Source organism: Caballeronia sp. S22 (assembly GCF_964261745.1).
GTDB lineage: Bacteria > Pseudomonadota > Gammaproteobacteria > Burkholderiales > Burkholderiaceae > Caballeronia > Caballeronia jiangsuensis.
Window position 1 is genome coordinate 1,133,612 of sequence record NZ_OZ180036.1, and the last position, 26,639, is coordinate 1,160,250.

A 26,639-nucleotide genomic window follows, 5' to 3' on the forward strand; every position below is an offset into this window, starting at 1 on the left:
TCAATAGATTTTTGAGCTACGCTCACATTTATTTCGCACGCTTGCCATCATGTCCACGCATACCACTACCAGCCGCCGCACGCCCACGGGCGTCAAATCGCAGCAGCGCGTGAAAGACATCCTGCAAGCGGGCCGCGACGTCTTCGCCGAGAAAGGTTACGACGCGGCGACGAGCGCCGAGATCGCGCAACGCGCGGGCATTTCGGAAGCGACCGTGTTCAGCTATTTCAGCGGCAAGCGCGAACTGTGCGCGCGCGTGATCGCCGATTGGTACGACGAAATCATCGATGCCTTCGAGACCGGCCTGCCGCGCGACGGCTCGGTGCGCCAGCAGTTCGCGTTCATCGTCAGAACGCATATGCGGCTGATGCTGATGAACGGCACGGGACTGTGCGCGCTGGTGCTGTCGGAAGGCCGCAGTAAACAGCACGATCTGTCGGATACGTTGACGGAATTGCAACGCCGTTACACCGCGCCACTGATGGACGTGCTCGCGCGCGGCCAGACGCTCGGCCATGTGCGCAACGACATGCCTTTGCGACTGTTGCGCTCGCTCGTGTTCGGCCCGATGGAACACGTGCTGTGGGACGCGACCCTTGCGAAGCGCCGTCTGAGTCAGACTCAGATCGAAACGACGGCGAACGAACTGGTGGAAGTATTGTGGACGGCGCTGCAGCCGCCGGATGCGCAACTGGCCGCGCTCGCGCAGTTCCGGCAGGACGTGGAGGAAGCGTCGCGGCGCTTCGAAACGAGCGCCGCGCGCGAGAAGCCTATTTCCTGATGAAGCGCAGCGCGAAGCGCGCGAGTTTCGGCACGGTGACCGGACGCAAGAGCCGCGCGTCGTAGCCGCCCATGCGGCGATCGTTTTCGGTGAGACACAGTTCGATCAACGAGCGAGCGGATACATCACCCGCCACCGAATCGCCGACATTCGCCGGAAAATTCATGTCCTGCGCGGCACCGCTCTTGTCGAAACCGCGCGCGAGCGAGATGCGGTCGCGGATCAGCGAGAACCACACGCCCGCGATCTTCGCCAGAAACCACGGCTTTCGATACCACGGCAGGCTGCGCCGATACCACGCGACCCAGTTCGCGAAGAACAGAATGTGCCGCGCCTCTTCCTGAATGACCGGCTCGAAGGTCTCGACGAGTTCTTCGGGGAAATAGCCCGATTGGCGCGCCGCCTCGAACAGCCCGAACGCGAAGAAACTGTCGATGCACTCGCTGTAGCCGGTGAGCATCCAGGCGCGCAGCGGATCGGCGGGCGCGGGATACGGCGGCTCCGGCGCGAGCGTGATGCCGTACGCCTCGACCAGCTTCGACAGCACGAGCTTGTGCCGCGCCTCCTCGCCGCCGTTCATGCGCAAGGCTTCCCGCAATTGCGGATCCGCGACGGTGCCCGCGTAGGTCGCGACGCGAATCGACGCGCGCCCTTCGGTCTGCACGGCGATATCCCAGATAGGCAGCGAGGTCACGCGCTTCAGCGCCGCAGGGTCGAGCTTCGGCCAGTCGATGACGGCGGGCTTGTACGGATTGTGCGTCGTCAGCAGCATCTCGCAGAACATCCGCTTGTGCAGGTCCGAACCGATCGGAATTTGCCCCGTCGACCGGTACGTCCAGTTGCGCATCGCATGATCTGCTTCGACTGTGTTGAGCGTATCGGACATATTCGAATATTGGCCGCCGATTGGGTACGTCCTGCGGATTTTGGCATACAGGATGTCAACTTGCAGCGTTACACGCCTTTTTTCGTCGGGTGCGTGGCGCCCAGCACGATGAACGGCACGCTCAATACGGCTGAATCCCGTTCATCAACAGCGCGACGACGTGCCGCGCGAGCTGTTCCGCGCTGACAGTCCGATTTCCTTCCCCGCGCCAGCGCGACGTCGCGAGCGGAAACACGGTCAGTCCAAACAGCGACGCGAACACGAGCGACGGTTCCAGCGACGGATTGAGCTTCCCTTCCTTCTGCCAGCCGGCGATGCGCTCGATCCCGCGATCCTTGTGCGTGTCGCCGAAGCGCTCGGCCATGCGCTGACGCAGAAGTCCGCCGTCGCTGATCATCTCGCGCACCCAAAGCGCCGCGAACCACGGATATTTGTCGACGGTCGCGACAAGCGTTTCCACGAAAGCGCGCAAGGTATCGACGGGCTCCGAATCCGGATCGTTGAACACGCGCGCGAGTTCGACGCGCAACGGCACGAAACGCTCGTCGATCAGCATGTCGAGCAACTGGTCGCGAGTCTTGAAGTAGTAGTGAACCATCGCCGGCGTGACGCCCGCCTCGCGCGCGATCGCACCGAGCGTCGTTTCACCGATGCCCTGCCGCGCGAACAGCGCAAGCGCGATATCCAGCAACTGCTCGCGGGCCTGCTCCCCGTGCGCGCCGCTCGGGCGCCCGGGTTTTTTGCGCGGCGACGGGCTCGCGGACGCGCCCGCGCCAGTGTTCAACACATCGTTTGCCATATAAGAATTTGACGAGATTCCTTCCGTCCTCTATATTAACTTTCACGTTAATTAATTGCAATCGATCCGATCCGCCGGGCGACACGTCCGGCGGCGGATTCGCTCAGTCGACATGACATCTTTGCACCAAACCGCCGTCGGGGGCGCGAAAGCGTCCGACGAAACCGGCATCGCATCGAAACCGCCTGTCGGGCTGCTGTTCACGGCGCTCATGCTCGTGATGCTGCTCGGCGCGCTCGACCAGACCATCGTATCGACCGCGCTGCCGACCATCGTCGGCGATCTCGGCGGGCTCGAAAACCTCTCGTGGGTCGTCACGTCCTATTTGCTCAGCTCGACGATCGTTGTGCCGCTCTACGGCAAGTTCGGCGATCAGTTCGGCCGCAAGATTGTGCTTCAGGCATCGATCCTGATCTTTCTCGCCGGCTCCATTCTTTGCGGCATCGCGCAGAACATGACGCAGTTGATCGCGCTGCGTGCGCTGCAAGGACTCGGCGGCGGCGGGCTCATGGTCATCACGATGGCCGCCATCGCCGACGTCATCCCGCCCGCCGAGCGCGGCCGCTTCCAGGGCCTGTTCGGTGGCGTGTACGGCGTCGCGACCGTCGTCGGCCCGCTGCTCGGCGGCTTTCTCGTCGAGCATCTTTCGTGGCGCTGGATCTTCTACATCAATCTGCCGCTCGGCCTGATCGCGCTCGCCGTGATCCAGCTCGTGTTCAAGCCGCACACCGCGCATGTAAATCATCGCGTCGACTATATGGGCGCGGGTTTTCTCGCCGCGGCGCTGACCTGCATCATCCTGTTCACGAGCGAAGGCGGCACGCTCTTGCCGTGGACCTCGCCGCAACTCTGGGGCACGCTGTTGCTCGGGCTCGTGTGCATCGGCGGCTTCATCTACGAGGAACGCCTCGCCGCCGAGCCGATCATGCCGCTCTCGCTCTTCAAGGAGCGCACCTTCGTGCTGGCGGGGCTGATCGGCTTTATCGTCGGTTGCGCGCTGTTCGGCGCCGTCACGTTCCTGCCGCTCTATCTGCAGGTCGTGAAGGGCTCGACGCCATCGCAGGCCGGACTGCAAATCACGCCGATGATGGGCGGCGTGCTGCTGTCGTCGATCGTGAGCGGGCGCATCATCAGCAAGATCGGCAAGTATCGATTCTTCCCGATCATGGGCACGGCGCTCGTCTCCGCCGCGATGCTGCTGCTCTCGACGCTCAACCTGGACACGCCGCTCGCGCTCATGAACGTCTATATGGCGCTGCTCGGCCTCGGGCTCGGCATGGTGATGCAGGTGCTCGTGCTCGCGGTGCAGAACGTCGTCGAATTCCGGCTGATGGGCGTGGCGACCTCCAGCGCGACGCTCTTTCGCTCGATCGGCGGCTCGGTCGGCGTGGCGGCGTTCGGCGCGATCTTTTCAAATAGCCTGCGCTCGCGTCTCGAAACGCTGATGCCGCCCGGCACCGAGTTGCCGCAATCGCTCGGACCGCAGGCGGTCGCGCATCTGCCGCCGGCGTTGCACGACGATTACCTGCACGCGTTCGCGGGCTCGATGCACACGGTCTACCTCGTCGCCGCGTGCGTGGCGCTCGTCGCGTTCGCGCTCTCGTGGTTCCTGAAAGACCATCCACTCAGGAAGCGCTGACACGAGGGAAATCTCTAAAGCCGCGGCTATCGGGGCTTTTACTAGCCCCCGAACTATTTTGGCTTGGTAATCTTCTGCCGATTCTGAGCGGACGCGGTCCGCGGAATAACCATGCTCCGGCGTTCATCGACACGCCGGACGCCCGGATACGAGACCTTCCGGGCTGAACTGACCACCCTTTGGAGTTAAAACAGTGAAGAAACTGCTCGCGGCACTGACGATGTCCCTCCTCGCCGCCACGTCGCTCACGGCCGTCACGCCTGCGCTTGCGAAGGACTATTCGACGATCCGTTTCGGCGTCGACGCAAGCTATCCTCCGTTCGAATCGAAGGGTTCCGACGGCAAGCTGGTCGGTTTCGACATCGATCTCGGCAACGAAATCTGCTCGCGTCTGAAAGCGAAATGCGTGTGGGTCGAAAACGATTTCGACGGCATGATCCCCGCGCTCAAGGCGAAGAAGTTCGACGGCGTGCTCTCGTCGATGTCGATGACGCCGCAACGCGCCGAGCAGATCGCTTTCTCGAGCAAGCTCTTCAACACGCCGACTCGCCTCGTCGCGAAGAAAGGCAGCAACATTCTGCCGACGGCTGAAAGCCTGAAGGGCAAGAACGTCGGCGTCGAGCAAGGCACGATTCAGGAAACCTACGCCAAGACCTACTGGGCGCCGAAGGGCGTGACGGTCACGCCGTACCAGAACCAGGACCAGGTCTATGCCGACCTGACCTCGGGCCGCCTCGACGCAGCGCTGCAAGACGCCGTGCAGGCGGAAATCGGCTTTCTGAAGACGCCGCGCGGCGCGGGCTTCGACTTCGCCGGCAAGAACATCGACGATCCGAAGACGCTCGGCAACGGCGCGGGCATCGGTCTGCGCAAGGAAGACACCGACCTGAAGGCGAAGATCGACAAGGCAATCGCCGACATCATCAAGGACGGCACGTACAAGAAGATCGAGAAGAAGTACTTCGACTTCGACGTGTACGGCGGCTAAGCCTCACATTCAAGCCCGACCGGCTGACGAACGGGCTTCGCGCTCAAGGGCGCGGAGCCCGTTTTCCTTTTGGGCGCCCGGCGCGCCGATTTCGGCTAAGATCGAACGTCCTGTAGGACGCCGACGGACGGAGACACTGCGGCGCCCGGCAATTCCCAGAGGCAAGACCTGCGCATTCGCGTGCGCGCGACCAACATGCAAACCAGAACTCACCCCCTGATCTCGCCGACGCTCGGCACTTCCCGCAACATCACGAGTTTTCATTACGGCCCCGGCGGCGGCCAGAAGATCTATATCCAGTCCTCGCTGCACGCGGACGAACTGCCCGGCATGCTGGTCGCGTGGCGTCTGCGCCGCCAGCTCGCGGAATTCGAGGCGGCGGGCAAGCTGCGTGGCGAAGTGGTGATCGTGCCGGTGCCGAATCCGATCGGCCTCTCGCAGCATCTGCACGGCACGCTGATGGGCCGCTTCGAGTCCAACAGCGGCCACAATTTCAATCGGAATTTCTACGATCTCGCCGCGCTGATCGCGCCGCGCATCGAAGCGCGCCTCGGCAAGGACGCCGGCGCCAACACGCTCGCGGTGCGCGCCGCGATGAAGGAAGCACTCGACGAGCAGACGCCGCACACGGAGCTCGAATCGCAACGCCTCGCGCTGCAGAAGCTGTCCTTCGACGCCGATGTCGTGCTCGATCTGCACTGCGATCTCGACGCCGCAATGCACCTCTACACCAACCCCGAAATCTGGGACGAAGTGGAGCCGCTCGCGCGCTATCTCGATGCGAAGGCCTCGCTGCTCGCGCTGAATTCGGTCGGCAATCCGTTCGACGAGATCCACAGCTTTTGCTGGTCGGATCTGCGCCAGCGTTACGGCGAGCGTTTCCCGATCACGAACGGCGGCATCTCGGTGACGGTCGAGTTGCGCAGCGGGCACGATGTCTCATACGCGTTCGCCGACAAGGACGCGCAGGCGATCGTCAACTACCTGATCCATCGCGGCGTGATCGATGCGCCCGTGCCGGAACTGCCGCCGCTCGAGCATCCCGCGACGCCGCTCGCGGGCGCGGAGCCGATCGTGGCGCCCGCGTCGGGCGTGCTCGTGTTCCGCGCGGAAGTGGGCGCGTTCATCGAAGCGGGCCAGCCGATCGCCGATATCGTCGATCCGCTCACCGACACCGTCACCACGCTCAAATGCACGACCTCGGGCGTGATGTACGCACGGCATATCACGCGCTTCGCGACGGCCGGCCTCGAAGTGGCGCGCATCGCGGGCGCGAAGGCTTATCGCACGGGGTCGCTGCTCTCGGCGTAAGCGATCGCGTCAGAACGGCGCGAGACAGCATTGCGCGGCGACGATCTTCCACACGCCGCCAATGTCTCCCCAGGTTCGCGTGTAGCGCAAGCTGCCCGCGAACGGGGCGCCCGCGAACGTTCCGGACAGCGCCACCCGCGTCACCGTGACGGCGAAGCCGCCGTACACGCGCACGCTCTGCTCTTCCACATCCAGCTTCTCGATGCGCTGCATGCCGTAGCGATGACCGTTCAGATCGTCGGCCTTGGTCCACACCTTGCCGGTCGCATCGACGAAGCTCAGGTCGTCGGCCAATAGCGCATCGAGCGCGTCCACGTCCGACGTCAACATCGCCTTCTTCAGGCGCTCCTCCAGTTCGCGGATTCCTTGCTCGTCCATGATTTCGCTCGCGTGTCATCGAACCGCAAGCATACCGTGCTCGTTCAGCGGTGTTGTACGCGCGACACACGGCAAGCCGTTTGAAAGCACTGTCACATTTCTTTCTTCGGCGATCGCTACATTTGCGCCCGTCGCAGCCACGCGCCATCAGAGCGCGACGCACCGCAGACACTGTCAGCAACCACACCGCGAACCATCTCTCGGAGCTTGTTTTGAAGAAGAATCTTTTGGCGACCGCCGCGCTCGCCGCATTTGCCGCCCTCGCCGCCACGTCCGCCCACGCGCAAAGCAGCGTCACCTTGTACGGCATCATCGACGCCGGCATCAGCTATGTGAACAACAGCTCCACCAGCCCGACGCGCGCCGGTGATTCCCTCGTGAAGTATGACGACGGCGTCGCGCAAGGCAGCCGTTGGGGCCTGAGAGGCGCCGAAGATCTCGGCGGCGGCCTGAAGGCGATCTTCACGTTGGAGAATGGCTTCAACAGCGGCACGGGCGTGCTCGGTCAGGGCGGCGCGGAATTCGGCCGTCAGGCCTACGTCGGTCTCGCGCAGAACAACGTCGGCTCGCTGACCTTGGGCCGTCAGTACAGCTTCAGCACCGACTACCTCGGCTCGAACTATTCGATCGGCGGCCAGACCGTCGCGGGCAACTACGCGTACCACATGAACGACTTCGACCAGCTGACGTCGAGCCGTATCAACAACGCGGTCAAGTTCTCGAGCGCGAACTTCTATGGCTTCACGTTCGGCGCGATGTACGGCTTCTCGAACACGGCCGGCGCGTTCGCGGGCACGCCCAACACGACGGTCGGCACCACGACGACCCAGGGTTCGTCGCGCGCCTACAGCTTCGGCCTGAACTACAAGGCCGGCCCGTTCGGCATCGGCGCGGCGTACACGGACATCCGCTATCCGACGGCTTCGACGCCGGCATTCAGCTCGACGATCGCCAACATCAACACGACCGGCACGACCAACAACGCGAAGGACCTGCGCACGTTCGGCATCGGCGCCAACTACGCGTTCGGGGCGGCGACGGTCTTCGGCCTGTGGACGAACACGCGCTTCGAGCCGATCGTCGGTTCGAGCTCGCGTCTGAATGCGTTCGACATCGGCGGCAAGTACGCCTTCACGTCCGCGATGACGGCAGGTCTCGGCTATACCTACATGGACCTGTACGACAACTTCAAGGGCCACTGGCACCAGATCGACGCGAGCTTCGACTACGCGTTGAGCAAGCGCACCGACGTGTACGCGCTCGCGGTCTATCAGAAGGCGTCGGGCTCGAACAACGGCGTGGAGAATCAGGCGTCGATCGGCTCTTCGTCGTCGAGCTACTTCGGCACGTCGGGTCTGGGCGAGAACAACCAGCTCGCGTTCCGCGTCGGCATCCGCCACAAGTTCTAAGCTCTGGACTATTCGAGTCGAGGAAACAAAACAGCGGCCGAGGCCGCTGTTTTCACATCGAGACGCACACTGCGCAGCGTCTTATTCCGTCGTTTCGAGCAACGGATAATCGGTATAGCCTTCCGCGCCGGGTGCGTAGAACGTCGACGAATTCCACTCGTTGAGACTTGCGTCGAGTTCGAAGCGGCGCACGAGATCCGCATTCGCGATGAACGGCTTGCCCCACGCGACCGCGTCCGCATCGCCGCGCGCGATGATCGCTTCGGCGCTTGCCTTCGAGAAGCCTTCGTTGGCGATATACACGCCGCCGAACGCCTTCTTCAGTTGCGGCCCGAGGCTGTCCGCCGCTTCATGCTCGCGCGCCGCGATAAACGCGATCTTGCGGCGGCCGAGTTCACGCGCGACATGACCGAACGTGGCCGCGCGATCGCTGTCGCCCATCGTGTGCGAATCGGCGCGCGGCGCGAGATGCACGCCGACACGATCCGCGCCCCAGACATCGATACATTGATCGACGATTTCGAGCAGCAGACGAGCGCGATTCTCGATCGAACCGCCGTAAGCATCGGTGCGCTGGTTGGTGCTGTCCTGCAGGAACTGGTCGAGCAGATAGCCGTTCGCGCCGTGCACTTCGACGCCGTCGCAGCCCGCGCGCTTCGCATTTTCCGCGCCCTTGCGGAACGCCGCGACGACACCCGGGATTTCATCGAGTTCGAGCGCGCGCGGCGTCACGAACGGACGCTGCGGACGCACGAGGCTCACATGGCCGCCCGCCGCGATCGCGCTGGGCGCGACCGGCAGTTCGCCATTCAGGAACACAGGGTCGGAGACGCGGCCAACGTGCCACAGTTGCAGGAAGATCTTGCCGCCCGCGTCGTGCACGGCCTTCGTCACGAGCTTCCAGCCTTCGACCTGTTCGTCGGACCAGATGCCGGGCGTATCCGCATAGCCGACGCCTTGCGGCGTAACCGAAGTCGCCTCGCTCAGAATCAGACCGGCGGAGGCGCGGTCGGCGTAGTACTGCGCCATCAGCGCGTTAGGCACGCGCTCGACGCCTGCGCGCTGACGCGTAAGCGGCGCCATGATGATGCGGTTCTTGAGCGTGAGTGCGCCAAGCTTGAGCGGATCGAAGAGTGTCGACATGAATTGGTGTCCTAATGAAATTGAAAGCAGACGTTCACCGTACGGCAAGCAGACTCAGAGATTCCCGATGGAATCGCGGAACGCCTGAATGACCGCTTCGTCGCGCTTGAAAAACACCCACTGTCCAACGCGCTTCGTGGTGACGAGTCCGGCTTTGTGCAAAGTCGCGAGATGCGCCGAAACGGTGGACTGCGACATGCCGCAGCGCCCATCGATCTGGCCCGCGCAGACGCCATGCGACAGCGGCAGTTCCTGTGCAGGAAAATGCCGCTCCGGCTCCTTCAGCCATTCGAGAATCTCACGGCGAAGGGGGTTGGCGAGGGCCTTGTGAATTGCGTCGATGTCCATTTCGTTGCTCGTGCGTCTGACGAATGGCAAGTACAGTCTGTCCGAATCGTCTTGTTGCGAAGTATATATCGTAATTTTCCGATATGCAAATCGCTTGGCATCTGCCAGTACCAAAGATTGTCCAAAGTCGCCCGTCGCGCTTTCAGGAATCTGCCGCCGATACACCCGGTCTGGTACGCTCCCCGGTTCCATCGGCTGCAAAAAACACGAAATACTTATGGACACTCCTTTCAACGAACGCGGCGTCACGCTCTCGCGCGCCGGCCTGTCGGCGTCGGGGCAGATGATTCCGCTGCGCGATTTGCGCACCGCGCGCGTCGTGAAGATCCCGCGTCAGAAGCCGCTGCCCGTCATCATCGCGGTGATCGGGCTCGTCGCGCTCGTCGCGGGTATCGTCACGGGCTCCGGCCCGGCGCTCGTGCTCGGCGTGATGACCATCGTGGTGGGTTATCTCACGTGGATCACGCAGGACGTGATCTTTCAGCTGATGGTCGCGACGCCCGATGGCGAGCGCGAAGTGCTCATCACGAAGGATCAGGAATTCGCGGACAAAGTGGCGACGCTCGTCGGCGAAGCTGTCGCGAAACATGCGGCGAGCGCGGCCGCCAAACCGCAAGCGTGAATTTGATGCGGCGTTTATACGGCGGCGCGTTTCTTTAGCCCGGCCTTTAGGCACGCGGCGCTAGAGTTCAAGCGTTGCCACTACGAGCCGTCGCTGGACGGCTTACATCGATGGACCTCCGCACCTCCTCCGATTCAACCATTCTTGCCCATACGCTCGGCGGCGGCTCGCCGCGCCGCCGCGAAACGCGTCATTGCGTCGCGTTCGATCTGACCGTTCCCGGGCTGGACTCGTCACCCGCGCGCGAAGTGCTCGCGTATGCGTTCGGTGCGCTCGCGCAGGCGTACGTCGTCGAGACGAGCCGTCTCCACGACTGCACGACGCTCTATGTCGAGACCGACAGCGAAGACATCAACGACGTCATCGGCACGCTCACCGCGCATTTCCCCAACGCGACGCTCGGCCGCGTGATCCGTGTCACGCGGCACTGAACGCGTCGTCAGGTCACCTGCAGCGGCTCTACGTGCCAGATATCGCGCGCATACTCCGCGATCGTGCGATCCGACGAGAAGATGCCCATGCCCGCGACATTCTCGATCGCGCTCTTCGTCCAGGCGTCCTTGTCGCGGAACTTGAGATCGACTTCGGTCTGCGTCTTGTCGAAGCTGTCGAAGTCGGCGAGCACCATGTAGTGATCGCCCCAGTCCACGAGCGTGTGGAAGATGTCGTAGAAACGATGCGGCTCTTCCGGCGAGAAATGCCCGAGGCGAATCTGGTCGAGCGCGAGTTTCAGTTCCGCGTTCTCCTCGTAAATTTGCCGCGGCCGATAACCCGCAGCGCGCAGCGACTCGATCTCATCGGTGGTGTTGCCGAAGATGAAGATGTTCTCGCGCCCGACCGCATCGCAGATTTCGATGTTCGCGCCATCGAGCGTGCCGATGGTCAGCGCGCCGTTCAGCGCGAGCTTCATGTTACCGGTACCTGAAGCCTCGGTGCCGGCCATCGAAATCTGCTCGGACAGATCGGCCGCCGGAATGATGAGCTCGGCCACGCTCACGCCGTAGTTCGGAATGAAGCCGACCTTCAGCCGGTCGCCGATGAGCGGGTCCGCGTTGATCCGCTTCGCGACATCGTTGATGAGCTTGATGATGTTCTTCGCCATCTTGTACGCGGACGCCGCCTTGCCCGCGAACATCACGACGCGCGGCGTCCAGTCCTGCTCCGGATTCTCGCGGATGCGGTTGTAGCGCACGATCACATACAGGATATTGAGCAGTTGCCGCTTGTACTCGTGGATGCGCTTCACCTGCAGGTCGAACAACGCTTCCGGATTGATGATCGCGTTGGCGTCGCGTTTGGCGCGTTCCACCAGACGCAGCTTGCTCGCGAACTTCGCATCGTGAAAGGCCTTGCAGAACTCGGGATCGTCGCGCCATTCGCGCAGACGGCCGAGCTCGAAGAGATCGGTGCGCCAGCGCGGCCCGAGCCGCTTGTCGATGAGCGCTGACAGCGACGGACTCGCCTGCGCGAGCCAGCGTCGCGGCGTGACGCCGTTCGTCACGTTGGTGAAGCGCTCGGGATACATGCGCGCGAAATCGGAGAAGATGTTCTGCACCATCAGTTGTGAGTGCAGCTTCGATACGCCGTTCACCTTGTGGCTCGCGACGATCGCGAGATGCGCCATGCGCACGCGCCGCTGACCGTATTCGTCGACGAGCGAGATACGGCGGATCAGTTCGACATCGCGCCCGAACTTTTCGGTGACCTGCTTGAGGAACTGCGCGTTGATCTCGAAGATGATCTCCAGATGCCGCGGCAACAGACGCGCGAGCATCTCGACGTCCCACGTTTCGAGCGCTTCGGGCATCAGCGTGTGGTTCGTGTAGGAGAACATCTGCTGGATGAGCTTCCACGCCTTGTCCCACGGCAGATGATGCCTGTCGACGAGGAGACGCATCAGTTCCGGAATCGCGAGGACCGGGTGCGTGTCGTTCAGATGCACCGCGACCTTTTCCGCGAGCCGCCCGAAATGCGTGTGCGTGCGCTGATAGCGGCGAATCAGATCCTGCATCGTCGCGGAGACGAAGAAGTATTCCTGACGCAGACGCAGTTCGCGGCCGGCCTGCGTCGAGTCGTCCGGATACAGCAGCCGCGACACATGCTCGGACGTGTTCTTCGCCTCCACCGCGCGGCGATAGTCGCCCTGATTGAACGCGGACAGGTCGAACTCGTCGGTCGCGCGCGCGGACCACAGGCGCAGCGTATTCGTCGCCGTCGTGGCGAAGCCGGGGATGACCGTGTCGTAGGCCATCGCGTTGACGTGCTCGGTGTCGATCCAGTCGGTGCGATCTTCGTGCTGCACGGTACGCCCGCCAAAGTGCACGGTGTACACGACCTCGGGCCGCGGAAACTCCCACGGATTGCCCGCGCGCAGCCAGTAATCGGGCATCTCGACCTGATTGCCGTCGACGATCGTCTGCCGGAACATCCCGTATTCGTAACGGATGCCGTAGCCGAAGCCGGGCACGCCGACGGTCGCCATCGAATCGAGGAAGCAGGCCGCGAGGCGACCGAGGCCGCCATTGCCGAGCGCGGCGTCCGGCTCCAGGTCTTCGAGCGTCGCGAGATCGACGCCGAGACCGGCCAGCGCGTCGCGCACCTCGTCATAGATGCCGAGCGCGAGCAGCGCATTGCTGAAAGTTCTGCCGATGAGAAACTCCATCGACAGGTAGTAGACGCGTTTCACGTCCTGCTCGTACTGCAGCCGCGTGGTGCGCATCCAGCGTGCGACGAGACGATCGCGCACCGCCAGTTCGGCGGCATGGAGCCAGTCGCGCGGCTGCGCGGTGACTGCATCTTTGCCGACGCCGTACATCAGGCGGTTCGAGATGGAGCGCCTGAGCGCATCGACAGTGCTGTTGAGCTGGTCGAATTCCAGGTCGACGGATGTCATCGGAACCTCCGGTTTTTGCGACATATGCAACGACCGCGAAAGCATGACGGGAGTTCACACCGGTTGCCCCATATTGGCGCGCTGATCCGGTCAAGCGGGTGCGGACGTGCCTGAACGTGCAGGTTACGCCAGTTTTATTTATTTTGGTATGACACGCCGAAACCGCGACGAGGCCCGCGGATTGCTTCCGGCAACCGCACGGGCCCGTCGAGAGGACGAAATTTGATTCGGAATCCGTATGTTTTCGATGCGGTCAGCGACGCGGCGCGCGAGCGGCGATCAGCAGAAGCGCCGCGAGCGAGACCGCCAGCAGGATCAGCGAGAGCGCCGATGCCGGCAGATAGTAGCCGCGATTGACCTGCCCCACGACGACGATCGGCACCGTCGCGAAACCGGGCGGATAGACGGTCAGCGTCGCGCCCAGTTCGCCGAGCGAAAGCGCGAAGCCGAGCGCAAGGCTCGCGCGGATCGCGGGCACGAGTTGCGGCAATACCACGCGCGCGAGCACCATCCGCGGCGGCGCGCCGAGACTCGCGGCGGCCTCGCGCAGGATTGTGAGCTCGGGACGCAGCGCGGCGGCCGCGCAGCGATAGCAGAACGGCAGCACGAGCGCGAGCTGCACCAATATGACGATCGCGGCCGATCCGGACAGATCGAGCGGACGCTTGTGATACGCGATCAACACCGCGAGCCCGAGCACGACGCTCGGCACGCCGCTGCCCATCATCGCGACGGCATCGACGAGCGCGCCGAGACCGCGCCGGTCGCGCCCTTCCAGCGCGAGCGCGAGCCACAAGCCGAGCGCCGTGCCGATGAACGCGACGCCGAGACCGACTTCGAGGCTCGTGGTCACCGCATCGAGATCGCTCGATGAAAGCCGCGCGAACCAGCGTGTGCTGAAGCCATCCGGCAGGATCGTTCCCGACCAGTGCGACGCGACGCTCGACAAGGCGACGACGACCACGGGCAGCACAAACAGCCAGAAGCACAAGAGCGCGACGAAGCCCGTGAACGCGAAGCGCAGGAACGCGCCGGGCGTGAATCGCGACGAAACCGAAAGCTGCATGTCAGCGGCCTCCCGCGCGACGATTGACGCGCCTGTATAGCGCATAGAGCGACAGCGACATCAGCAGCATCACGACCGAGCCGGCGGCCGCGGTGGGAAGATCGAGATCGACGGTCGCCGCGCTATAGATCGCGATCGGCAAGGTGATCAGATGCGCGCTGCCGAGCACGAGCAGAATGCCGAACTCGTTCAGCGTGAGCAGGAAGCAGAGAATCGTGCCCGCGGCGATGCCCGGCCATGCGAGCGGCAGCACGACCTTCGTCGCGACCATCCAGCCATCGGCGCCGAGACTTTTCGCCGCTTCGACGAGCCGCATGTCGAGCGTCGCATACGATGCAAGCGTCGGCCGGACGACGAACGGCGCATAGAACACGACTTCCGCGAGAATCACGCCGCCGATGCCGAAGAGGAAATCGAGCGGCGTCGCATCGAGCGAAAAGATCCGCTGCAAGCCGATGCTGACGGACCCTTGCGAGCCGTAGAGAAAGATCAGCGTGAACGCGACCAGAAACGACGGAAACGCGACGAACAATTCGAGGAAGCGCGTGAGCAGACGCGCGCCCGCGAACGGCCTGAAGAACAACATCGACGCGATCGCGACGCCGAGCAACGAAGCGATGCTCGCGCTCGCGGCGAGAATGCCGAGCGTCGTGCCGATCATGCCGCGCGTTTCCGGGTTGCCGAAGAACGCGGTGTACGCATGCAGCGTGAAACCGTTCGCGCCGGTCACGCTGAGCATCACGAGCCGCGCGAGCGGATAGACGACGAGCGGCCCGAGCACGAACACGAGTATGAAGAGCAGATGCCATTGCCCTTTGCGCTCGCGGCGCTTCGCTTCTTCGGCATGCGCGGCGAATTGCGCGGAGAGATCCGCGTCGCTGATGCCGCCTTCGTTGCGCGCGACGCTATCAGGAACGAACAAGGACGACATCGTCAGCCTCGAAGCGAAGGGACACACGCGTGCCTTTATCGGGCATGCGCGAATGGCCGCGTTGCGTCGTCACGAGCACGGGCTCGTCGGGCGACGCATCGAGCGCGACGGTAATGGAAAGCGCCGCGCCATACCATTCGACGGACGCGATGGTGCCGTGCAACGGACCTTCGCCCAGCGGCACGATCGTGAAGCGCTCGGGACGGATGCACGCGAGACGTTCGCGCTCCTCGTGCCGTGCATCGCCGACGGGATACACCACGCGCGGCGGCAACAGATTCGCCGCGCCGAGATAGCGCGCGACGAAGGCATCGTTGGGCGCGTCGTACAACTCGCGCGGCGCGCCGAGTTGCGCGATGCGGCCATCGCGCATCAGGAGCGTGCGATCGGAGAGCACGAGCGCATCGTCCTGATCGTGCGTCACGCATACGATCGTCAGATTCGGCAAGCGCTCATGCAACGCCTTCAACTCGCTGCGCACCGACGCGCGCAGGTTGGCATCGAGCGCGGAGAGCGGTTCGTCGAGCAGCAGCACATCTGGTTCGATGACGAGCGCACGCGCCAGCGCGACGCGCTGCTGCATGCCGCCGGAAAGCTGCGCGGGCATCACATGACCGGCATCGGAAAGCTGCACGAGCTTGAGCGCATCGGCGACGCGCCTCGCGACCTCGCCCGCCTTCAGCTTGCGCGCGCGCAGCCCGAACGCGACGTTGTCGAACACGGACAGATGCGGAAAGAGCGCATAGCTCTGGAACAGCAGCCCGAGATTGCGCTGATGCGGCAGCACGTGCGTGAGATCGCGGCCCGCTACGGTGAGCGTGCCCGCGAGCGCATCGGCCTTCACGAAGCCCGCGATGAAGCGCAGCAACGTGGTCTTGCCGCAGCCGCTTCGGCCGAGCACGGTGAGAAATTCGCCGCGACCGATGCGAAGCGAGAGATCGTCGAGCACGGTGCGCGTACCGAATCGCACCGTCAGACGATCGATATGCACGCCCGGCGTCGAGTGGACGCCGGACATTTCTTTGGGAAGAGCGCTCACGTTACGACTTCGGCTTGACGACGTCGGTCTGCTTGCCCGTGTTGCCGATGACTTCGGTCTTCCAGCGCTCGGTCCAGCCCGCCTTCTTCTGCATGACTTCGTTCCAGTCGACGGGAATCAGCTTCACGCCCGAGATCGCCTGCTTGACGGCTTCGCCGTTCTTGCCGGCGAGCGGCACGTCGGTGCGGCCCGGAATGCCGTAGATATCGGGCACTTTCGACTGCACCTCCGACGACATCAGATAGTCGATCAGCTTCTTGCCGGCCGCCTGATTCGGACCGCTCTTGATGAGGCCGATCGCATACGGCAACTGGAACGTGGTCGGCGCTTCGCCTGCCTTGTGCGACAGGAAGAGCGGCTTGATCGAGAGACCGCCGTTCGCGGCATCGTCGAGGTCCATTTGCAGATCGCCGTTGGCGAACGCGATCTCGTTACGCGAGAGCAGCACGTCGAGATAGCCCGTGCCCTTCGTATGGAACTTCGCGCTTTGCTCGAGCGACTTGAGGTAGTCGAACGCCTTGTCCTCGCCCATCAGCGCCGAGGTCAGGATGATGACGGCCATGCCGTCGCCTGCCGTCGCCGGATTCGAATACGCGATCTTGCCGGAGTAGTTCGGATGCAGCAGATCGGCGAAGGTTTTCGGCGCGGTCTTCGTGACTTCCGGATTGATCGCGAACGAGAAGTAGTTGTTGACGAACGTGGCCCATGCGCCGTCCTGCGCCTTGGCGATGGCGGGCACGTTCTTGTAGTTCACGCTCTGATAGGGTTGCAGGAGGCCGCCTTGCTGCGCCTGCTGGATGAACGGCGGCAGCGTGACGAGCACGTCGGCCTTGGGCGAATCCTTCTCGACGGTCGCGCGATTCACCACTTCACCGCTGCCCGCCGTGACGATGTTGACCTTCACGCCTTCCTTCTTTTCGAATGCGGGAAGCACGTCCTTGTAGAGATTCTCGAGGCCATCGGCGGTGTACAGGACAACGGCGTCGGCGGCGTGGACGGGCATCGCGGCAAGCAGGGTGAAGGCGGCGGCGAACGCCGGCAGCACGGTGCGCGCGAAGCGGAAATCGCGGGTCATTTTTGGGTGTCTCTTGTAGAGGTGATGGATGGGCGGGGTGACCTTCAACCCCCAAGCATTGCAGAGGTCTGTGACATCGATGTGAAGGGGTTTTTTTGCTGGGCTTTCGGGGAATCCTGTTTTCGTGGTGGTCTATTGGCACTGCCCCTCCCCGGGGCGGGGGTCACTTTCTTTGCTGCTGCAAAGAAAGTAACCAAAGAAAGCAGCTCGTTTAAGCCCGCGGTCACACGCAGTTGGGCCATGCTTGCCAGCCGGCGGTGGCCCTCGCCTAAGTGTCGCCCTCACAGGCCCTTTCGGGCTTGGCTCGCGCACGGTCTGACAAGCCATAACCCTAAGCGCGCTGGTTCAGCGCGAAATGGCTTCGGCACAGCGCTACGCGCTGCCGTTGGGTATGCAAAGGAAACCAACAAACCACGAATGCAGTGAGATGGTGTTGTAAGCAAGAAAGCACGCGCAGACCCGATTGACCCGTCGGCCGCGAAGCAGGCTGGAGCCATTTGGTGCTGAACCAGTGAGGCAAGCGGTACGACGTGGCAGACCGTGCGCGAGCCAAGCCCGATTGGGCCTTTGGGGGCGACACTTAGGCGAGGGCCACCGTGGGCTGGCAAGCATGGCCAAACTGCGTGTGACCGCGGGCGGTGAGAAGCTGCTTTCTTTGGTTACTTTCTTTGCAGCAGCAAAGAAAGTGACTGCCGCCCCGCACAGGGGCAGTGCTAATAAACCGACACGAAACCGGGATCCAGCGAAAAACCCAACCATGCCGAAAGCAATGCATTCTTTCCGCAGGGAAAGCAATCCCCGAACATTCATCCGCTAGACTGTTTCGCTTCGCAAGAAGCTCCAAACGAGGCATCAAGATGTACAAAAAAGGCGTGGTAATCGAAATCCAGTTCCCTCCTGGGCGCTTGAACGACGCAGCCGGCGATCCCTACTGGATCGATCTCACGCTCGACGAAGCCAAGCGCTTGCACGCGCAACTATCGCGACGCTTCGAGGGCGATGCGCGCGCCAACCAGCCGCTCGACACCTTCACGATCGAATGAGTAACGAGCCCGCACCGACGAGTGCACGGTTAGACAAGACGCCCGCAAGCCATCGATCGCATACTGCGGCATCTCGTCTTGCCGCATGCCTCACATGGTTTCGATTCTCGCCGCTCCCGTCTTCGTGTTTCTCTGGTCGACGGGCTTCATCGTCGCACGGGCGATCACGCCTTACGTCGATCCGAATCTGTATCTGCTCGCGCGCTTCGCCGGCACGACGCTCCTGTTTCTCGCGATCGCCACCATCACGCGTGCGCCCTGGCCGAAAGGCCGCGACATCGGCCGGCACCTGTTCGCCGGCGCGCTGCTGCAAGGGGTCTATCTCGGCGCGGGCTACTGGGCCGTCGCGCAAGGACTCGGCGCGGGCATCATGGCGCTGCTCGGCGCGCTGCAGCCGCTTCTGACGGCCGCCATCGCCGCGCGGCTCTTCGGCGAACGGCTCTCGCCGCGCGCATGGAGCGGGCTCGCGCTCGGACTCGCCGGTGTCGCGCTCGTGCTCGCGCCGAAAATCGCGGCGAGCGGCGCGCACGTCGGACATGCAGCAGGCGGGCACCCGTCGCAATCGATCGTCGTGATGATCGCGCTGCTGTCCATCGTCGCGATCACCGCGGGCACGCTGTATCAGAAGACCTCGCTCGCACGCGCCGATATCCGCAGCGCCAGCGCGCTGCAGAACGCGGGCGCGGCGATCGTCGCGCTCGTGCTCGCGATGGCACTCGGGGAGCATCGCTTCATTGCGTCGATGACGACGTGGCTCTCGCTCGCATGGGGCATCGTGATGCTCTCGGGCGTCGCGACGACACTGCTCGTGTGGATGGTCCGACGCGGCGACGCATCGCGCGCGACCGCCCTGCTCTTTCTCGCGCCGCCGCTCGCCGCGCTCGAAAGCTTTCTCGCGTTCGGCGAGACGCTCAATGCCGTGCAACTCGCGGGCTTCGGCGTCGCGCTCGCGGGCGTGTTACTCGCGCGCGCGAAATAGCGCTTCGGGCGCGGTTCAGTCGACGGTATCCGCGCCCGCCGGGATGTGCGCGCGCACCGCCTTGCCCGGACCCGGCGACCACGCCGGCCGCGTCTTCCGGCCCGTATCGACGACGACGAGGTAGTGTCCCGCCCACGGCGTCGTCTTGCGCGTAGCCTTCAGGACCCACATCGACTCGCCTTCGGATGCGCGCGCCTCGTATTGCGCATCGAGAATGCCGTGATGATCGAAGAAGGTGTTGAGCGTCGACGGAATGCGCACACAGCCCTTCGAGTGGCGCATGCCGAGCAGCGGCTCCAGCTTCTCGGGATCGGTGGCGTGCATCTGGAAGCGCATCGGCGACTTGCCGCCACGGCCCCAGCCGCGCTCGCCGTCGGCCCAGCCGAGATCGTAGATGCGCATGTCGCGCGCGCCGTAGCCGCGGATCTTGAACTCGTTCAGCGTGCCCTCGGCGCGAAAGTCCATGTTGCCCGGCACGTGCTGGAAGACCCCGAGCGGCGTGACGAAGTGATCGTAGGTGCCAGGCCGGCCCGTCGATACCGGCGACGCGCCGATAATCGACCATGCATCGCCCGCCTTGCCGCGGAAGTAGACGAAGATCGCCTGCACGTTCGCACTGCGATCGACCAGCACGACGAACTCGTTGGCGAGATCGCCGTGGCCGTCTTCGTCGAGCGTATGTTGCAGCAGACGGCTGTAGGCTTGCTGATCCGCGACGGGCACGGTGAGCCGCCGATCGACCTGCTGCGCGAAGTCCTGCCGCATCGCATAGGCGCCCGTTGGCGGCATGTCGGTGCGCTGCGCGAGGTTGGGTTCGGGCGGCTCCGCGGGCAAGGGCACTTCAGGCGCCTGCGCTTCGGATGCCGCGCTCGCGGCGCTGGCCGCCGACGCCGCACTCGCCGCCGATGCGGCCGAAGCCTCGGCAGCCGCCGACGCTTCCGAGGACGCTTGCGCGGGCATCGGCACCGGCATCGCCGGAAGCGCGCGCTCGGGCGCGCTCGCAACGTGCGGGATGCTCGCGCCTTGGGGCATCGGCGGCGTGGGCGCGACGGGCATCGCCGTCACGCGACCCTGCGCGACCGTCCCCGATGCGCCCGATGCAGCCTGAGGCTGCGCATGAACCGCTGTCGCCATCGAAACGAGCGCGCCCGCCGCCGCGCCCACGAAAATCCTTGCGCCGAACGGCGTCTTGTTCTTTCCTGCCTGCTGCATCGATATGAATGATCCGCTTTGCGTTCTGACAACGAGCGGCGCGTGCGCGAGTCTGCGCGCATCGACAAAAAAGCCGGTGCGCACGAGCACCGGCTTCGCCGCTACATGACGTTCGTCAGAGGAGATTCAGCAAAGTTCATTCCGGCGCGCCGGGCGCGCCATCAGCGCGCGGCGCGCACGGGAATCAATGCAGACGGATGGACGCGTCACCCGATGGAGATGCCCGGGCGCGCAAGGGTTCGTCGAGAAAGCGCTGGTGACACAGCTTTTGCGCGATCGCCTCGCCGATGTAAGGCACATCGGTGGCGAGCCTCGCGACCGCGTAGGCTTGAGCGGTGCCCGCGCCGTGGACTTCGATATCGCTCGCATAGCCGCCGAGCTCGTGCTCGAGAAAGCGCCGCACGTCGCGCGCGGCGCAGCGTTGCGGAAGGTTCCAGACGATCAGGTTCATCGGCGTCACCTTCTTGCGCGCACACGCACGGGCTGCGGGCGCTGCTTCAGGATCACGCGCGCCGCAAGCGTGCCGACGACGAAAAGGGACACATACGCGAACATCATGGCAGCTCCACGGCGAATTTCGAGATAGCTCCATACTAATACCGTAAGCCACCCGCGTGCTGCGACATTCCGCCTTTTTCAATAGATGTTCTAAATCGGACGGATGGCTGGAATCAATTGGCGGAATCGGTTGTCAGAAGCCGCTGCACGTCATGCTGGAAAGATTCGGATAGCGATTGGGCCAGTCGCCCACCATCGCGGTCTGCGCATCTTTCAGCGTGATGTCGCCAGTGCAGACGCAGCGCTTCAGATAGACGGCGAGCCGTTCCTTTCGCCGCTGACCCGCACGCCCTTCCCAGCGGCGCAGATCGAGATTCGCGGGCGAATTCGGCGAGCCACCGAGCAGCACCGGCATACGGTGATCGAGCGCATATTCCGACGCGAACGACGCATCGATGCTGCGTTGCTTCAGGAGCCGCTCCTTCTGGCGCATCTGAAGCTCGAACGACGGCAGCACGCGGTCCACATAACCGGGCACGCAGATCGTATCGACGATGGTCGCCTGCGTGACGCGCGTATCGAGCCAGTCGGCGCGCTGGGCGTGCGGCGTGCCGGGCATCAACCCGAGCATCGCGCAGCACCACGCCAGCGCCACGCGCGCGCTCCGGCTCGTGCGGCCCGCGCCTGGCTTCGTTTTCTCGGTGAACCGGGTATCCCTTCGACTCATGCCTCTGTGCGCCATCCGTCGCGGCCAAGGTTCGCCGCGCATTTTTTGAGATGATCGGAGGTTCAATTAAAACACACGAAACGCACGCTGCACGCGAGGAGTTGATCGCGGCCCCGAAACGCGCGTCATGCCGATGAGTCGGATGTGGGAGAAACACAGGAAAGCGCGCCTGCGACGGCATGGTGGCCCATGCCGTCGCAGGCGGCGAAACGCGATTAGCGCGCGTATCAGGCCGGAACCGACTCCGCCTTCTGGGCGCGCGACCATACGCGATGCTTGCTCATCGCTTCGATGAAGCTCTTCAGCACCTGCTTTGCATCGCTCCCGACCGCCACGCCTTCTTCGCCGTTCGGCAAATGCGCGGCCGCGAGCAAGTCCTCTCCGTCGCCGATCGCACCGATCGCCTTCAGATGCTTGAACGCTTCCAGCACGAAATGACGCGCGTCGCCGGACTGCGATAGCGTCTTCGCGCTGTCCTTGCCGCCCGCGACGATCACGCCATCGAACATGATCGACGGCATGCCGAGAATGGTGGCGTCCGCTTCGATGCCTTGTGCCGGCGAGCCGAGCGTCGGCGAGATGACCTTCGCGTGCGCACCTTCGGCCTTGAGCGCGTCCTGCACGGCCTTGATGCTCGCGGCATCGGCGCCCGGCGCGGCGAGAATCGCGACCTTGCGCGTCTTGACGGAAGGCTTCGCCTTCGCGACGATCGACAGCGCAGGCGACTCCGTCACCGACGACTTGCCGAGTTCGTCGGCGTCCGCGTTTTTCTTGGGCGCGGGCAGGCCGAGATTGGCGGCGACGCGCGCGGTGAGCGTGTCGTCGATATTCGCGAGTATGCCGAGCTGCCGCTCGCGGATGGGCTTGCGCTCGACCTTCGAGAGTTCGAACGAATAAGCGCCGACGATGTGATCCTTTTCGGGATCGGTCATGCTGTTCCAGAAGAGCGTCGCCTGCGAATAGTGATCCCTGAACGACGGGCTGCGCACGCGGATCTTCGACCCTTCGACGCGCTCCGTGTAACTCTCGAAGCCGCCGCCCGCCGCGGCCGGGGCGGTTTCCTTCGGCCATCCGCCGTCGATCGAATTCGGCTCGTAGGATGCCTGACCCTTGTCGATCGTCTGGCGATGCATCGCGTCGCGTTGACCGTTATGCAACGGCGCGAGCGGCCGGTTGATCGGAATCTCGTGGAAGTTCGGACCGCCGAGCCGGCTGATCTGCGTATCGGTGTAGGAGAAAAGACGGCCTTGCAGCAGCGGATCGTTCGTGAAGTCGATGCCCGGCACGATATGCCCCGGACAGAACGCGACCTGCTCGGTCTCGGCGAAGAAGTTGTCCGGATTGCGATTCAGCGTGAGCTTGCCGATCATCTTCAGCGGCACGAGTTCTTCGGGGATGATCTTGGTGGGATCGAGCAGATCGAAGTCGAACTTGTGCTCGTCCTCTTCCTCGACGATCTGCACGCCGAGCTCCCACTCGGGATAGTCGCCGTTGTCGATCGCTTCCCACAAATCCCGGCGATGGAAGTCCGCGTCCTTGCCTGCGAGCTTCTGCGCTTCATCCCACAGCAGCGACGCCGAGCCGATCGTCGGGCGCCAGTGGAACTTCACGAACCGGCCTTTTCCCTGGGCGTCGATGAAGCGGAAGGTATGGATGCCGAAGCCTTCCATCGTGCGCAGACTGCGTGGGATTGCGCGATCGGACATCGTCCAGAGGACCATGTGCGCGGACTCGGGCACAAGCGAGACGAAATCCCAGAAGGTGTCGTGCGCGGACCCGCCTTGCGGCATTTCGTTATGCGGCTCGGGTTTGACGGCGTGGACGAAATCGGGAAACTTGATCGCGTCCTGGATGAAGAACACCGGCATGTTGTTGCCGACGAGATCGAAGTTGCCTTCTTCCGTGTAGAACTTGACGGCGAAGCCGCGCACGTCGCGCACGGTATCGGCGGAGCCGCGCGAGCCTTGCACGGTCGAGAAGCGCACATAGACAGGCGTTTCCTTCGACGGGTCTTGCAGAAACGCGGCCTTGGTGAGTCCGGCCTGCGATTCGTACACCTTGAAGACGCCGTGCGCCGCCGATCCGCGGGCATGGACGATGCGCTCCGGAATGCGCTCGTGGTCGAAGTGCGTGATTTTTTCACGCATGATGAAGTCTTCGAGGAGCGAGGGGCCGCGCTCGCCGGCGCGCAAGGTGTTCTGGTTATCGGCGACCTTGACGCCCTGGTTCGTCGTCAGGGCCTGGTTGGTGGCGTCGCTGCGGAAGGTTTCGAGGGATTCGACTTTGTTGTTGGTGTTGCTTTGCGACGGCGTGCGGGCGACGCCGCTCGCGGGCGGCTGTTTCTTTGTTGCCATTGTGGGGACTCCTCCGGGGGATCTTGGGTGAGGTTTTGCTCTCACTCGCTCGCAAGTGGTGTTCCTACTCGGGTTTTTTTCGGTTTTTGTTGGTTGGTCCCGTATTCGTGTCGGTCTATTGGCTCTGCCCCTGTGCGGGGCGGCAGTCACTTTCTTTGCTGCTGCAAAGAAAGTAACCAAAGAAACAGCTTCTCACCGCCCGCGGTCACACGCACGTTGGCCATGCTTGCCAGCCGCACGTGGCCCTCGCCTAAGTGTCGTCCTCATAGGCCCCATCGGGCTTGGCTCGCGCACGGTCTGACACATCGCGCCGCTTCACTGACTGGTTCAGCACCAAATAGCTTCGGCACAGCGCTGCGCGCTGCCGATGGGTCTGCAAGGGAAACCAACGAGCCACGGATGCAGTGAGATAGAAGCGTTGCAAGTACGCGTGCGCACGCAAACCCGATTGACCCATCGGCCGCGAAGCGGGCCGGAGCTATCTTGTGCTGAACCCGTTCGTTGTGTGGCGCGATGTGTCAGACCGTGCGCGAGCCAAGCCCGATTGGGCCTTCGAGGACGACACTTAGGCGAGTGCCATCGGCGGCTGGCAAGCATGGCCAAACTGCGTGTGACCGCGGGCTTAAACGAGCTGCTTTCTTTGGTTACTTTCTTTGCAGCAGCAAAGAAAGTGACTGCCGCCCCGCACAGGGGCAGTGCTAATAGACCACCGCGAATACGGGATCCGGCGAAACCACAGGCGGACCAACCACCAAAGCCCGCCCGCGGCAAAAAAAACCTTCAACCCACCGGCGACAACGCCCCCAACTTATCCGCAGTAACCTTCTGCAAAGCAATGATCCGCCCGAGAGCCGCATGATTCGCCGTGGCTTCGTCATACATCTTCGCCAGATCGGCCTTGAGCTGCGTCCTCGACCCGCCGTCGAGATAAACCATATGCCCCGACGGATAAAACGTCGCCGACAGATTCTGCCGCACGGTCTTATCGATCAGCGGCATCTGTTGAAGATCGATGATCGTCTGGTAAAAGGGCGTCACAAAGTCATACATCCCGTTCGCGGAAAGCACTTTCAAGTCGACATTCAAAGCCATCACCGCGGCGAGATCGCCCGCCGTGTAGAGGATGATGTTGCCCTTCGAATCCACGCCCTTCTGCGCGCCCGTCGGATCGGTATGCTTGAAGTCCCAATTGAGGAACGCCTGGTCGTTCAGATCAGTGAACGATGACGTCGACGTGAACTTGAGCTGCTCGTTCAGATAGCTGTTCCACATCGTCGTGTAGACGCCGCTCACCGCCGTCATCGTCGGGTCGTTGCCGCCCGAATTCGGGTCGATCTTGCCAGCGATGCCCGTCGAGATCGCCGTCACGCGGCCGTCGTACGAGCCGAGCGATTCGCCTTTGGACTTCAGCAAAGTGGTCAGGAAAAGCGAGTTGCCACGGCTGTCGTACGCGGCGATATCGAGGCTCCACGCGAGCAGCGTCGCCTTGTCGATGCCCGTGTATTCGGACAGCTTCTCGACCACCTCGTCGTCGGTTTGCGGAAACTTGCGCAGCGCGTTCAGATAGTCCGTGCGCGCGAATTCCGCTACTTCCTCGGCAAAGTTCAGAAGATTCGTCGGCGTCGGATGCACACCGAGTTTCTTGTGATACCACGCGTCCGCCGCCGCCGTCGGCAGCGCGCCGACCGGATTGCCCGCCTGCCGGTAATCGAGAATCGACGATTGCAGCGTGACGCCGTTCAGGTCGATGCCGTCCTCGTGCAGCCGGTACGCGAGCACGCAACTGCGCGCCGTACCATACGACTCACCGAATAAAAATTTCGGCGAATTCCAGCGGTTGTTCTTCGTCAGATAGCGTTTGATGAACTGCGCGATCGAAGCCGCGTCCTCATCGACGCCCCAGAAATCGCGGTTCTTGTTCGGGGCGATGGCGGCCGAATAGCCCGTGCCGACCGGATTGATGAAGATAAGGTCGCTGCGATCGAGCAGGCTGTCCGGGTTGTCCTCCATCTGATACGGCGCGGGCGGCGTGAAGCTCGGCATCGCCGTCTTGATGCGGCGCGGCGCGAACGAGCCGAGCAGCACGAACACCGACGACGAGCCCGGCCCGCCGTTGTAGAAGAACGTGAGCGGACGCGCTTCCTCCTTCGCGCCGTCCTTGGTGAACGCGACATAGAACATCTTCGCGCTCGGCTTCGAACTGCTCGGATCGACCGTCACGAGATGGCCGACCGTCGCCGTATAAGCGATCTTCGCGCCGCCGATCGTCACGCTGTGATGGGTGATGGCCGCGTTCTCGTCGGCTTCGGTGGCCGCGACCGCGTCGTCGGGGCCGTTGCCGTAAGCGACCGGATCGAAATACGGCTGGTCCTTTTTCGCCGTCGTGGTCTTCTTCGGCGCTTTCTTCGCGGCGGCCGTCATGGCCGGTTCTTCCGCGCCGGTAGGTTTGTCGCTCGCTGCCAGTGGATCGGAGTTCATCGTCGTCGCTCCAGAATCGTCGTCGTGGTTGTTGTTCACT

At 63.4% G+C, this 26,639-nt stretch carries 24 protein-coding genes; 9 read left to right on the forward strand and 15 right to left on the reverse strand.

What is annotated here, in order from left to right; genetic code table 11:
• Positions 1 to 49 precede the first annotated feature (49 nt).
• Complete coding sequence (locus ACEN42_RS20555; RefSeq protein WP_371881255.1) at positions 50 to 781, forward strand: TetR/AcrR family transcriptional regulator; 732 nt, start codon at positions 50 to 52, stop codon at positions 779 to 781.
• On the opposite strand, the gene ACEN42_RS20560 is transcribed toward ACEN42_RS20555, so the two are convergent.
• The gene (locus tag ACEN42_RS20560; protein WP_187605137.1) at positions 771 to 1,667 is read right to left on the reverse strand and encodes a ferritin-like domain-containing protein; all 897 of its coding nucleotides are present in this window, start codon (positions 1,665 to 1,667) and stop codon (positions 771 to 773) included. The two genes, ACEN42_RS20555 and ACEN42_RS20560, sit on opposite strands and share 11 nt — an antisense overlap.
• 121 nt (positions 1,668 to 1,788) lie before the next feature.
• Entirely contained in the window at positions 1,789 to 2,454 is a 666-nt protein-coding gene (locus ACEN42_RS20565) for a TetR/AcrR family transcriptional regulator (RefSeq protein WP_250484453.1), read from the reverse strand.
• Positions 2,455 to 2,578: 124 nt separating this feature from the next.
• Here ACEN42_RS20565 and ACEN42_RS20570 point away from each other — a divergent pair, with 124 nt between their 5' ends.
• The 3 genes from ACEN42_RS20570 (at position 2,579) to ACEN42_RS20580 (ending at position 6,404) form a co-directional block, all read left to right on the forward strand.
• Entirely contained in the window at positions 2,579 to 4,105 is a 1,527-nt protein-coding gene (locus ACEN42_RS20570) for an MDR family MFS transporter (RefSeq protein WP_371881256.1), read from the forward strand.
• A 193-nt stretch (positions 4,106 to 4,298) separates the two neighbouring features.
• Complete coding sequence (locus tag ACEN42_RS20575; RefSeq protein ID WP_238217365.1) at positions 4,299 to 5,093, forward strand: ABC transporter substrate-binding protein; 795 nt, start codon at positions 4,299 to 4,301, stop codon at positions 5,091 to 5,093.
• Between the two features lie 195 nt (positions 5,094 to 5,288).
• On the forward strand, positions 5,289 to 6,404 hold the full coding sequence (locus tag ACEN42_RS20580) for a succinylglutamate desuccinylase/aspartoacylase family protein (RefSeq protein WP_371881257.1): 1,116 nt from the start codon (positions 5,289 to 5,291) through the stop codon (positions 6,402 to 6,404).
• 9 nt (positions 6,405 to 6,413) lie between these two features.
• On the opposite strand, the gene ACEN42_RS20585 is transcribed toward ACEN42_RS20580, so the two are convergent.
• Positions 6,414 to 6,782: a nuclear transport factor 2 family protein gene (locus tag ACEN42_RS20585; protein ID WP_371881258.1), complete on the reverse strand. Its 369-nt coding sequence runs from the start codon at positions 6,780 to 6,782 to the stop codon at positions 6,414 to 6,416.
• Positions 6,783 to 6,994: 212 nt separating this feature from the next.
• On the opposite strand from ACEN42_RS20585, the gene ACEN42_RS20590 reads away from it, so the two are divergent.
• Positions 6,995 to 8,191 (forward strand): porin, encoded by a 1,197-nt coding sequence (locus ACEN42_RS20590; protein WP_187605143.1) that lies wholly within the window; start codon positions 6,995 to 6,997, stop codon positions 8,189 to 8,191.
• An 81-nt stretch (positions 8,192 to 8,272) separates the two neighbouring features.
• On the opposite strand, the gene ACEN42_RS20595 is transcribed toward ACEN42_RS20590, so the two are convergent.
• Together ACEN42_RS20595 and ACEN42_RS20600 are read right to left on the reverse strand one after the other, a co-directional pair.
• The gene (locus ACEN42_RS20595; RefSeq protein WP_371881259.1) at positions 8,273 to 9,334 is read right to left on the reverse strand and encodes an alkene reductase; all 1,062 of its coding nucleotides are present in this window, start codon (positions 9,332 to 9,334) and stop codon (positions 8,273 to 8,275) included.
• Between the two features lie 54 nt (positions 9,335 to 9,388).
• Positions 9,389 to 9,682, reverse strand: a complete 294-nt coding sequence (locus ACEN42_RS20600) for a helix-turn-helix transcriptional regulator (RefSeq protein WP_035501416.1) — start codon at positions 9,680 to 9,682, stop codon at positions 9,389 to 9,391.
• A gap of 217 nt (positions 9,683 to 9,899) precedes the next feature.
• Between ACEN42_RS20600 and ACEN42_RS20605 the strand changes: the two genes are divergently transcribed.
• Both ACEN42_RS20605 and ACEN42_RS20610 read left to right on the forward strand, forming a co-directional pair.
• Positions 9,900 to 10,304, forward strand: coding sequence for a DUF6232 family protein (locus ACEN42_RS20605; protein WP_187605145.1), 405 nt, complete (start codon positions 9,900 to 9,902; stop codon positions 10,302 to 10,304).
• 110 nt (positions 10,305 to 10,414) lie between these two features.
• Positions 10,415 to 10,735 (forward strand): hypothetical protein, encoded by a 321-nt coding sequence (locus tag ACEN42_RS20610; RefSeq protein ID WP_238292703.1) that lies wholly within the window; start codon positions 10,415 to 10,417, stop codon positions 10,733 to 10,735.
• An 8-nt stretch (positions 10,736 to 10,743) separates the two neighbouring features.
• Here ACEN42_RS20610 and ACEN42_RS20615 read toward each other — a convergent pair whose 3' ends face one another.
• From ACEN42_RS20615 to phnS, 5 genes are all read right to left on the reverse strand, one after another.
• Positions 10,744 to 13,197 carry a glycogen/starch/alpha-glucan phosphorylase gene (locus ACEN42_RS20615; protein ID WP_035501602.1) on the reverse strand — a complete coding sequence of 818 codons (2,454 nt, stop codon included), beginning with the start codon at positions 13,195 to 13,197 and terminating at the stop codon, positions 10,744 to 10,746.
• Between the two features lie 253 nt (positions 13,198 to 13,450).
• Positions 13,451 to 14,263 carry a 2-aminoethylphosphonate ABC transport system, membrane component PhnV gene (phnV, locus tag ACEN42_RS20620; protein WP_371881260.1) on the reverse strand — a complete coding sequence of 271 codons (813 nt, stop codon included), beginning with the start codon at positions 14,261 to 14,263 and terminating at the stop codon, positions 13,451 to 13,453.
• 1 nt (position 14,264) lies between these two features.
• Positions 14,265 to 15,194 carry a 2-aminoethylphosphonate ABC transporter permease subunit gene (locus ACEN42_RS20625; RefSeq protein ID WP_371881261.1) on the reverse strand — a complete coding sequence of 310 codons (930 nt, stop codon included), beginning with the start codon at positions 15,192 to 15,194 and terminating at the stop codon, positions 14,265 to 14,267.
• Complete coding sequence (phnT, locus tag ACEN42_RS20630) at positions 15,172 to 16,212, reverse strand: 2-aminoethylphosphonate ABC transport system ATP-binding subunit PhnT (protein WP_371882263.1); 1,041 nt, start codon at positions 16,210 to 16,212, stop codon at positions 15,172 to 15,174. Before phnT ends, ACEN42_RS20625 begins: the two co-directional genes overlap by 23 nt.
• A gap of 22 nt (positions 16,213 to 16,234) precedes the next feature.
• A complete protein-coding gene (gene phnS / locus ACEN42_RS20635; RefSeq protein ID WP_371881262.1) occupies positions 16,235 to 17,308 on the reverse strand; it encodes a 2-aminoethylphosphonate ABC transporter substrate-binding protein in 1,074 nt (357 codons plus the stop codon).
• Between the two features lie 857 nt (positions 17,309 to 18,165).
• Between phnS and ACEN42_RS20640 the strand changes: the two genes are divergently transcribed.
• Complete coding sequence (locus tag ACEN42_RS20640) at positions 18,166 to 18,351, forward strand: hypothetical protein (protein ID WP_187605150.1); 186 nt, start codon at positions 18,166 to 18,168, stop codon at positions 18,349 to 18,351.
• 94 nt (positions 18,352 to 18,445) lie between these two features.
• On the forward strand, positions 18,446 to 19,330 hold the full coding sequence (locus ACEN42_RS20645) for a DMT family transporter (RefSeq protein WP_371881263.1): 885 nt from the start codon (positions 18,446 to 18,448) through the stop codon (positions 19,328 to 19,330).
• Between the two features lie 15 nt (positions 19,331 to 19,345).
• Here ACEN42_RS20645 and ACEN42_RS20650 read toward each other — a convergent pair whose 3' ends face one another.
• The 5 genes from ACEN42_RS20650 to ACEN42_RS20670 all read right to left on the reverse strand — a co-directional run bounded on the left by ACEN42_RS20650 (position 19,346) and on the right by ACEN42_RS20670 (position 26,542).
• Entirely contained in the window at positions 19,346 to 20,542 is a 1,197-nt protein-coding gene (locus tag ACEN42_RS20650) for a hypothetical protein (protein ID WP_371882264.1), read from the reverse strand.
• A gap of 184 nt (positions 20,543 to 20,726) precedes the next feature.
• On the reverse strand, positions 20,727 to 20,993 hold the full coding sequence (locus ACEN42_RS20655) for a hypothetical protein (RefSeq protein WP_035501600.1): 267 nt from the start codon (positions 20,991 to 20,993) through the stop codon (positions 20,727 to 20,729).
• A 240-nt stretch (positions 20,994 to 21,233) separates the two neighbouring features.
• Positions 21,234 to 21,767 carry a hypothetical protein gene (locus tag ACEN42_RS20660; protein WP_371881264.1) on the reverse strand — a complete coding sequence of 178 codons (534 nt, stop codon included), beginning with the start codon at positions 21,765 to 21,767 and terminating at the stop codon, positions 21,234 to 21,236.
• A gap of 227 nt (positions 21,768 to 21,994) precedes the next feature.
• Positions 21,995 to 24,121, reverse strand: a complete 2,127-nt coding sequence (gene katE / locus ACEN42_RS20665) for a catalase HPII (RefSeq protein ID WP_371881265.1) — start codon at positions 24,119 to 24,121, stop codon at positions 21,995 to 21,997.
• Positions 24,122 to 24,901: 780 nt separating this feature from the next.
• The gene (locus ACEN42_RS20670; protein WP_371882265.1) at positions 24,902 to 26,542 is read right to left on the reverse strand and encodes a S10 family peptidase; all 1,641 of its coding nucleotides are present in this window, start codon (positions 26,540 to 26,542) and stop codon (positions 24,902 to 24,904) included.
• Between the last annotated feature and the right edge of the window lie 97 nt (positions 26,543 to 26,639).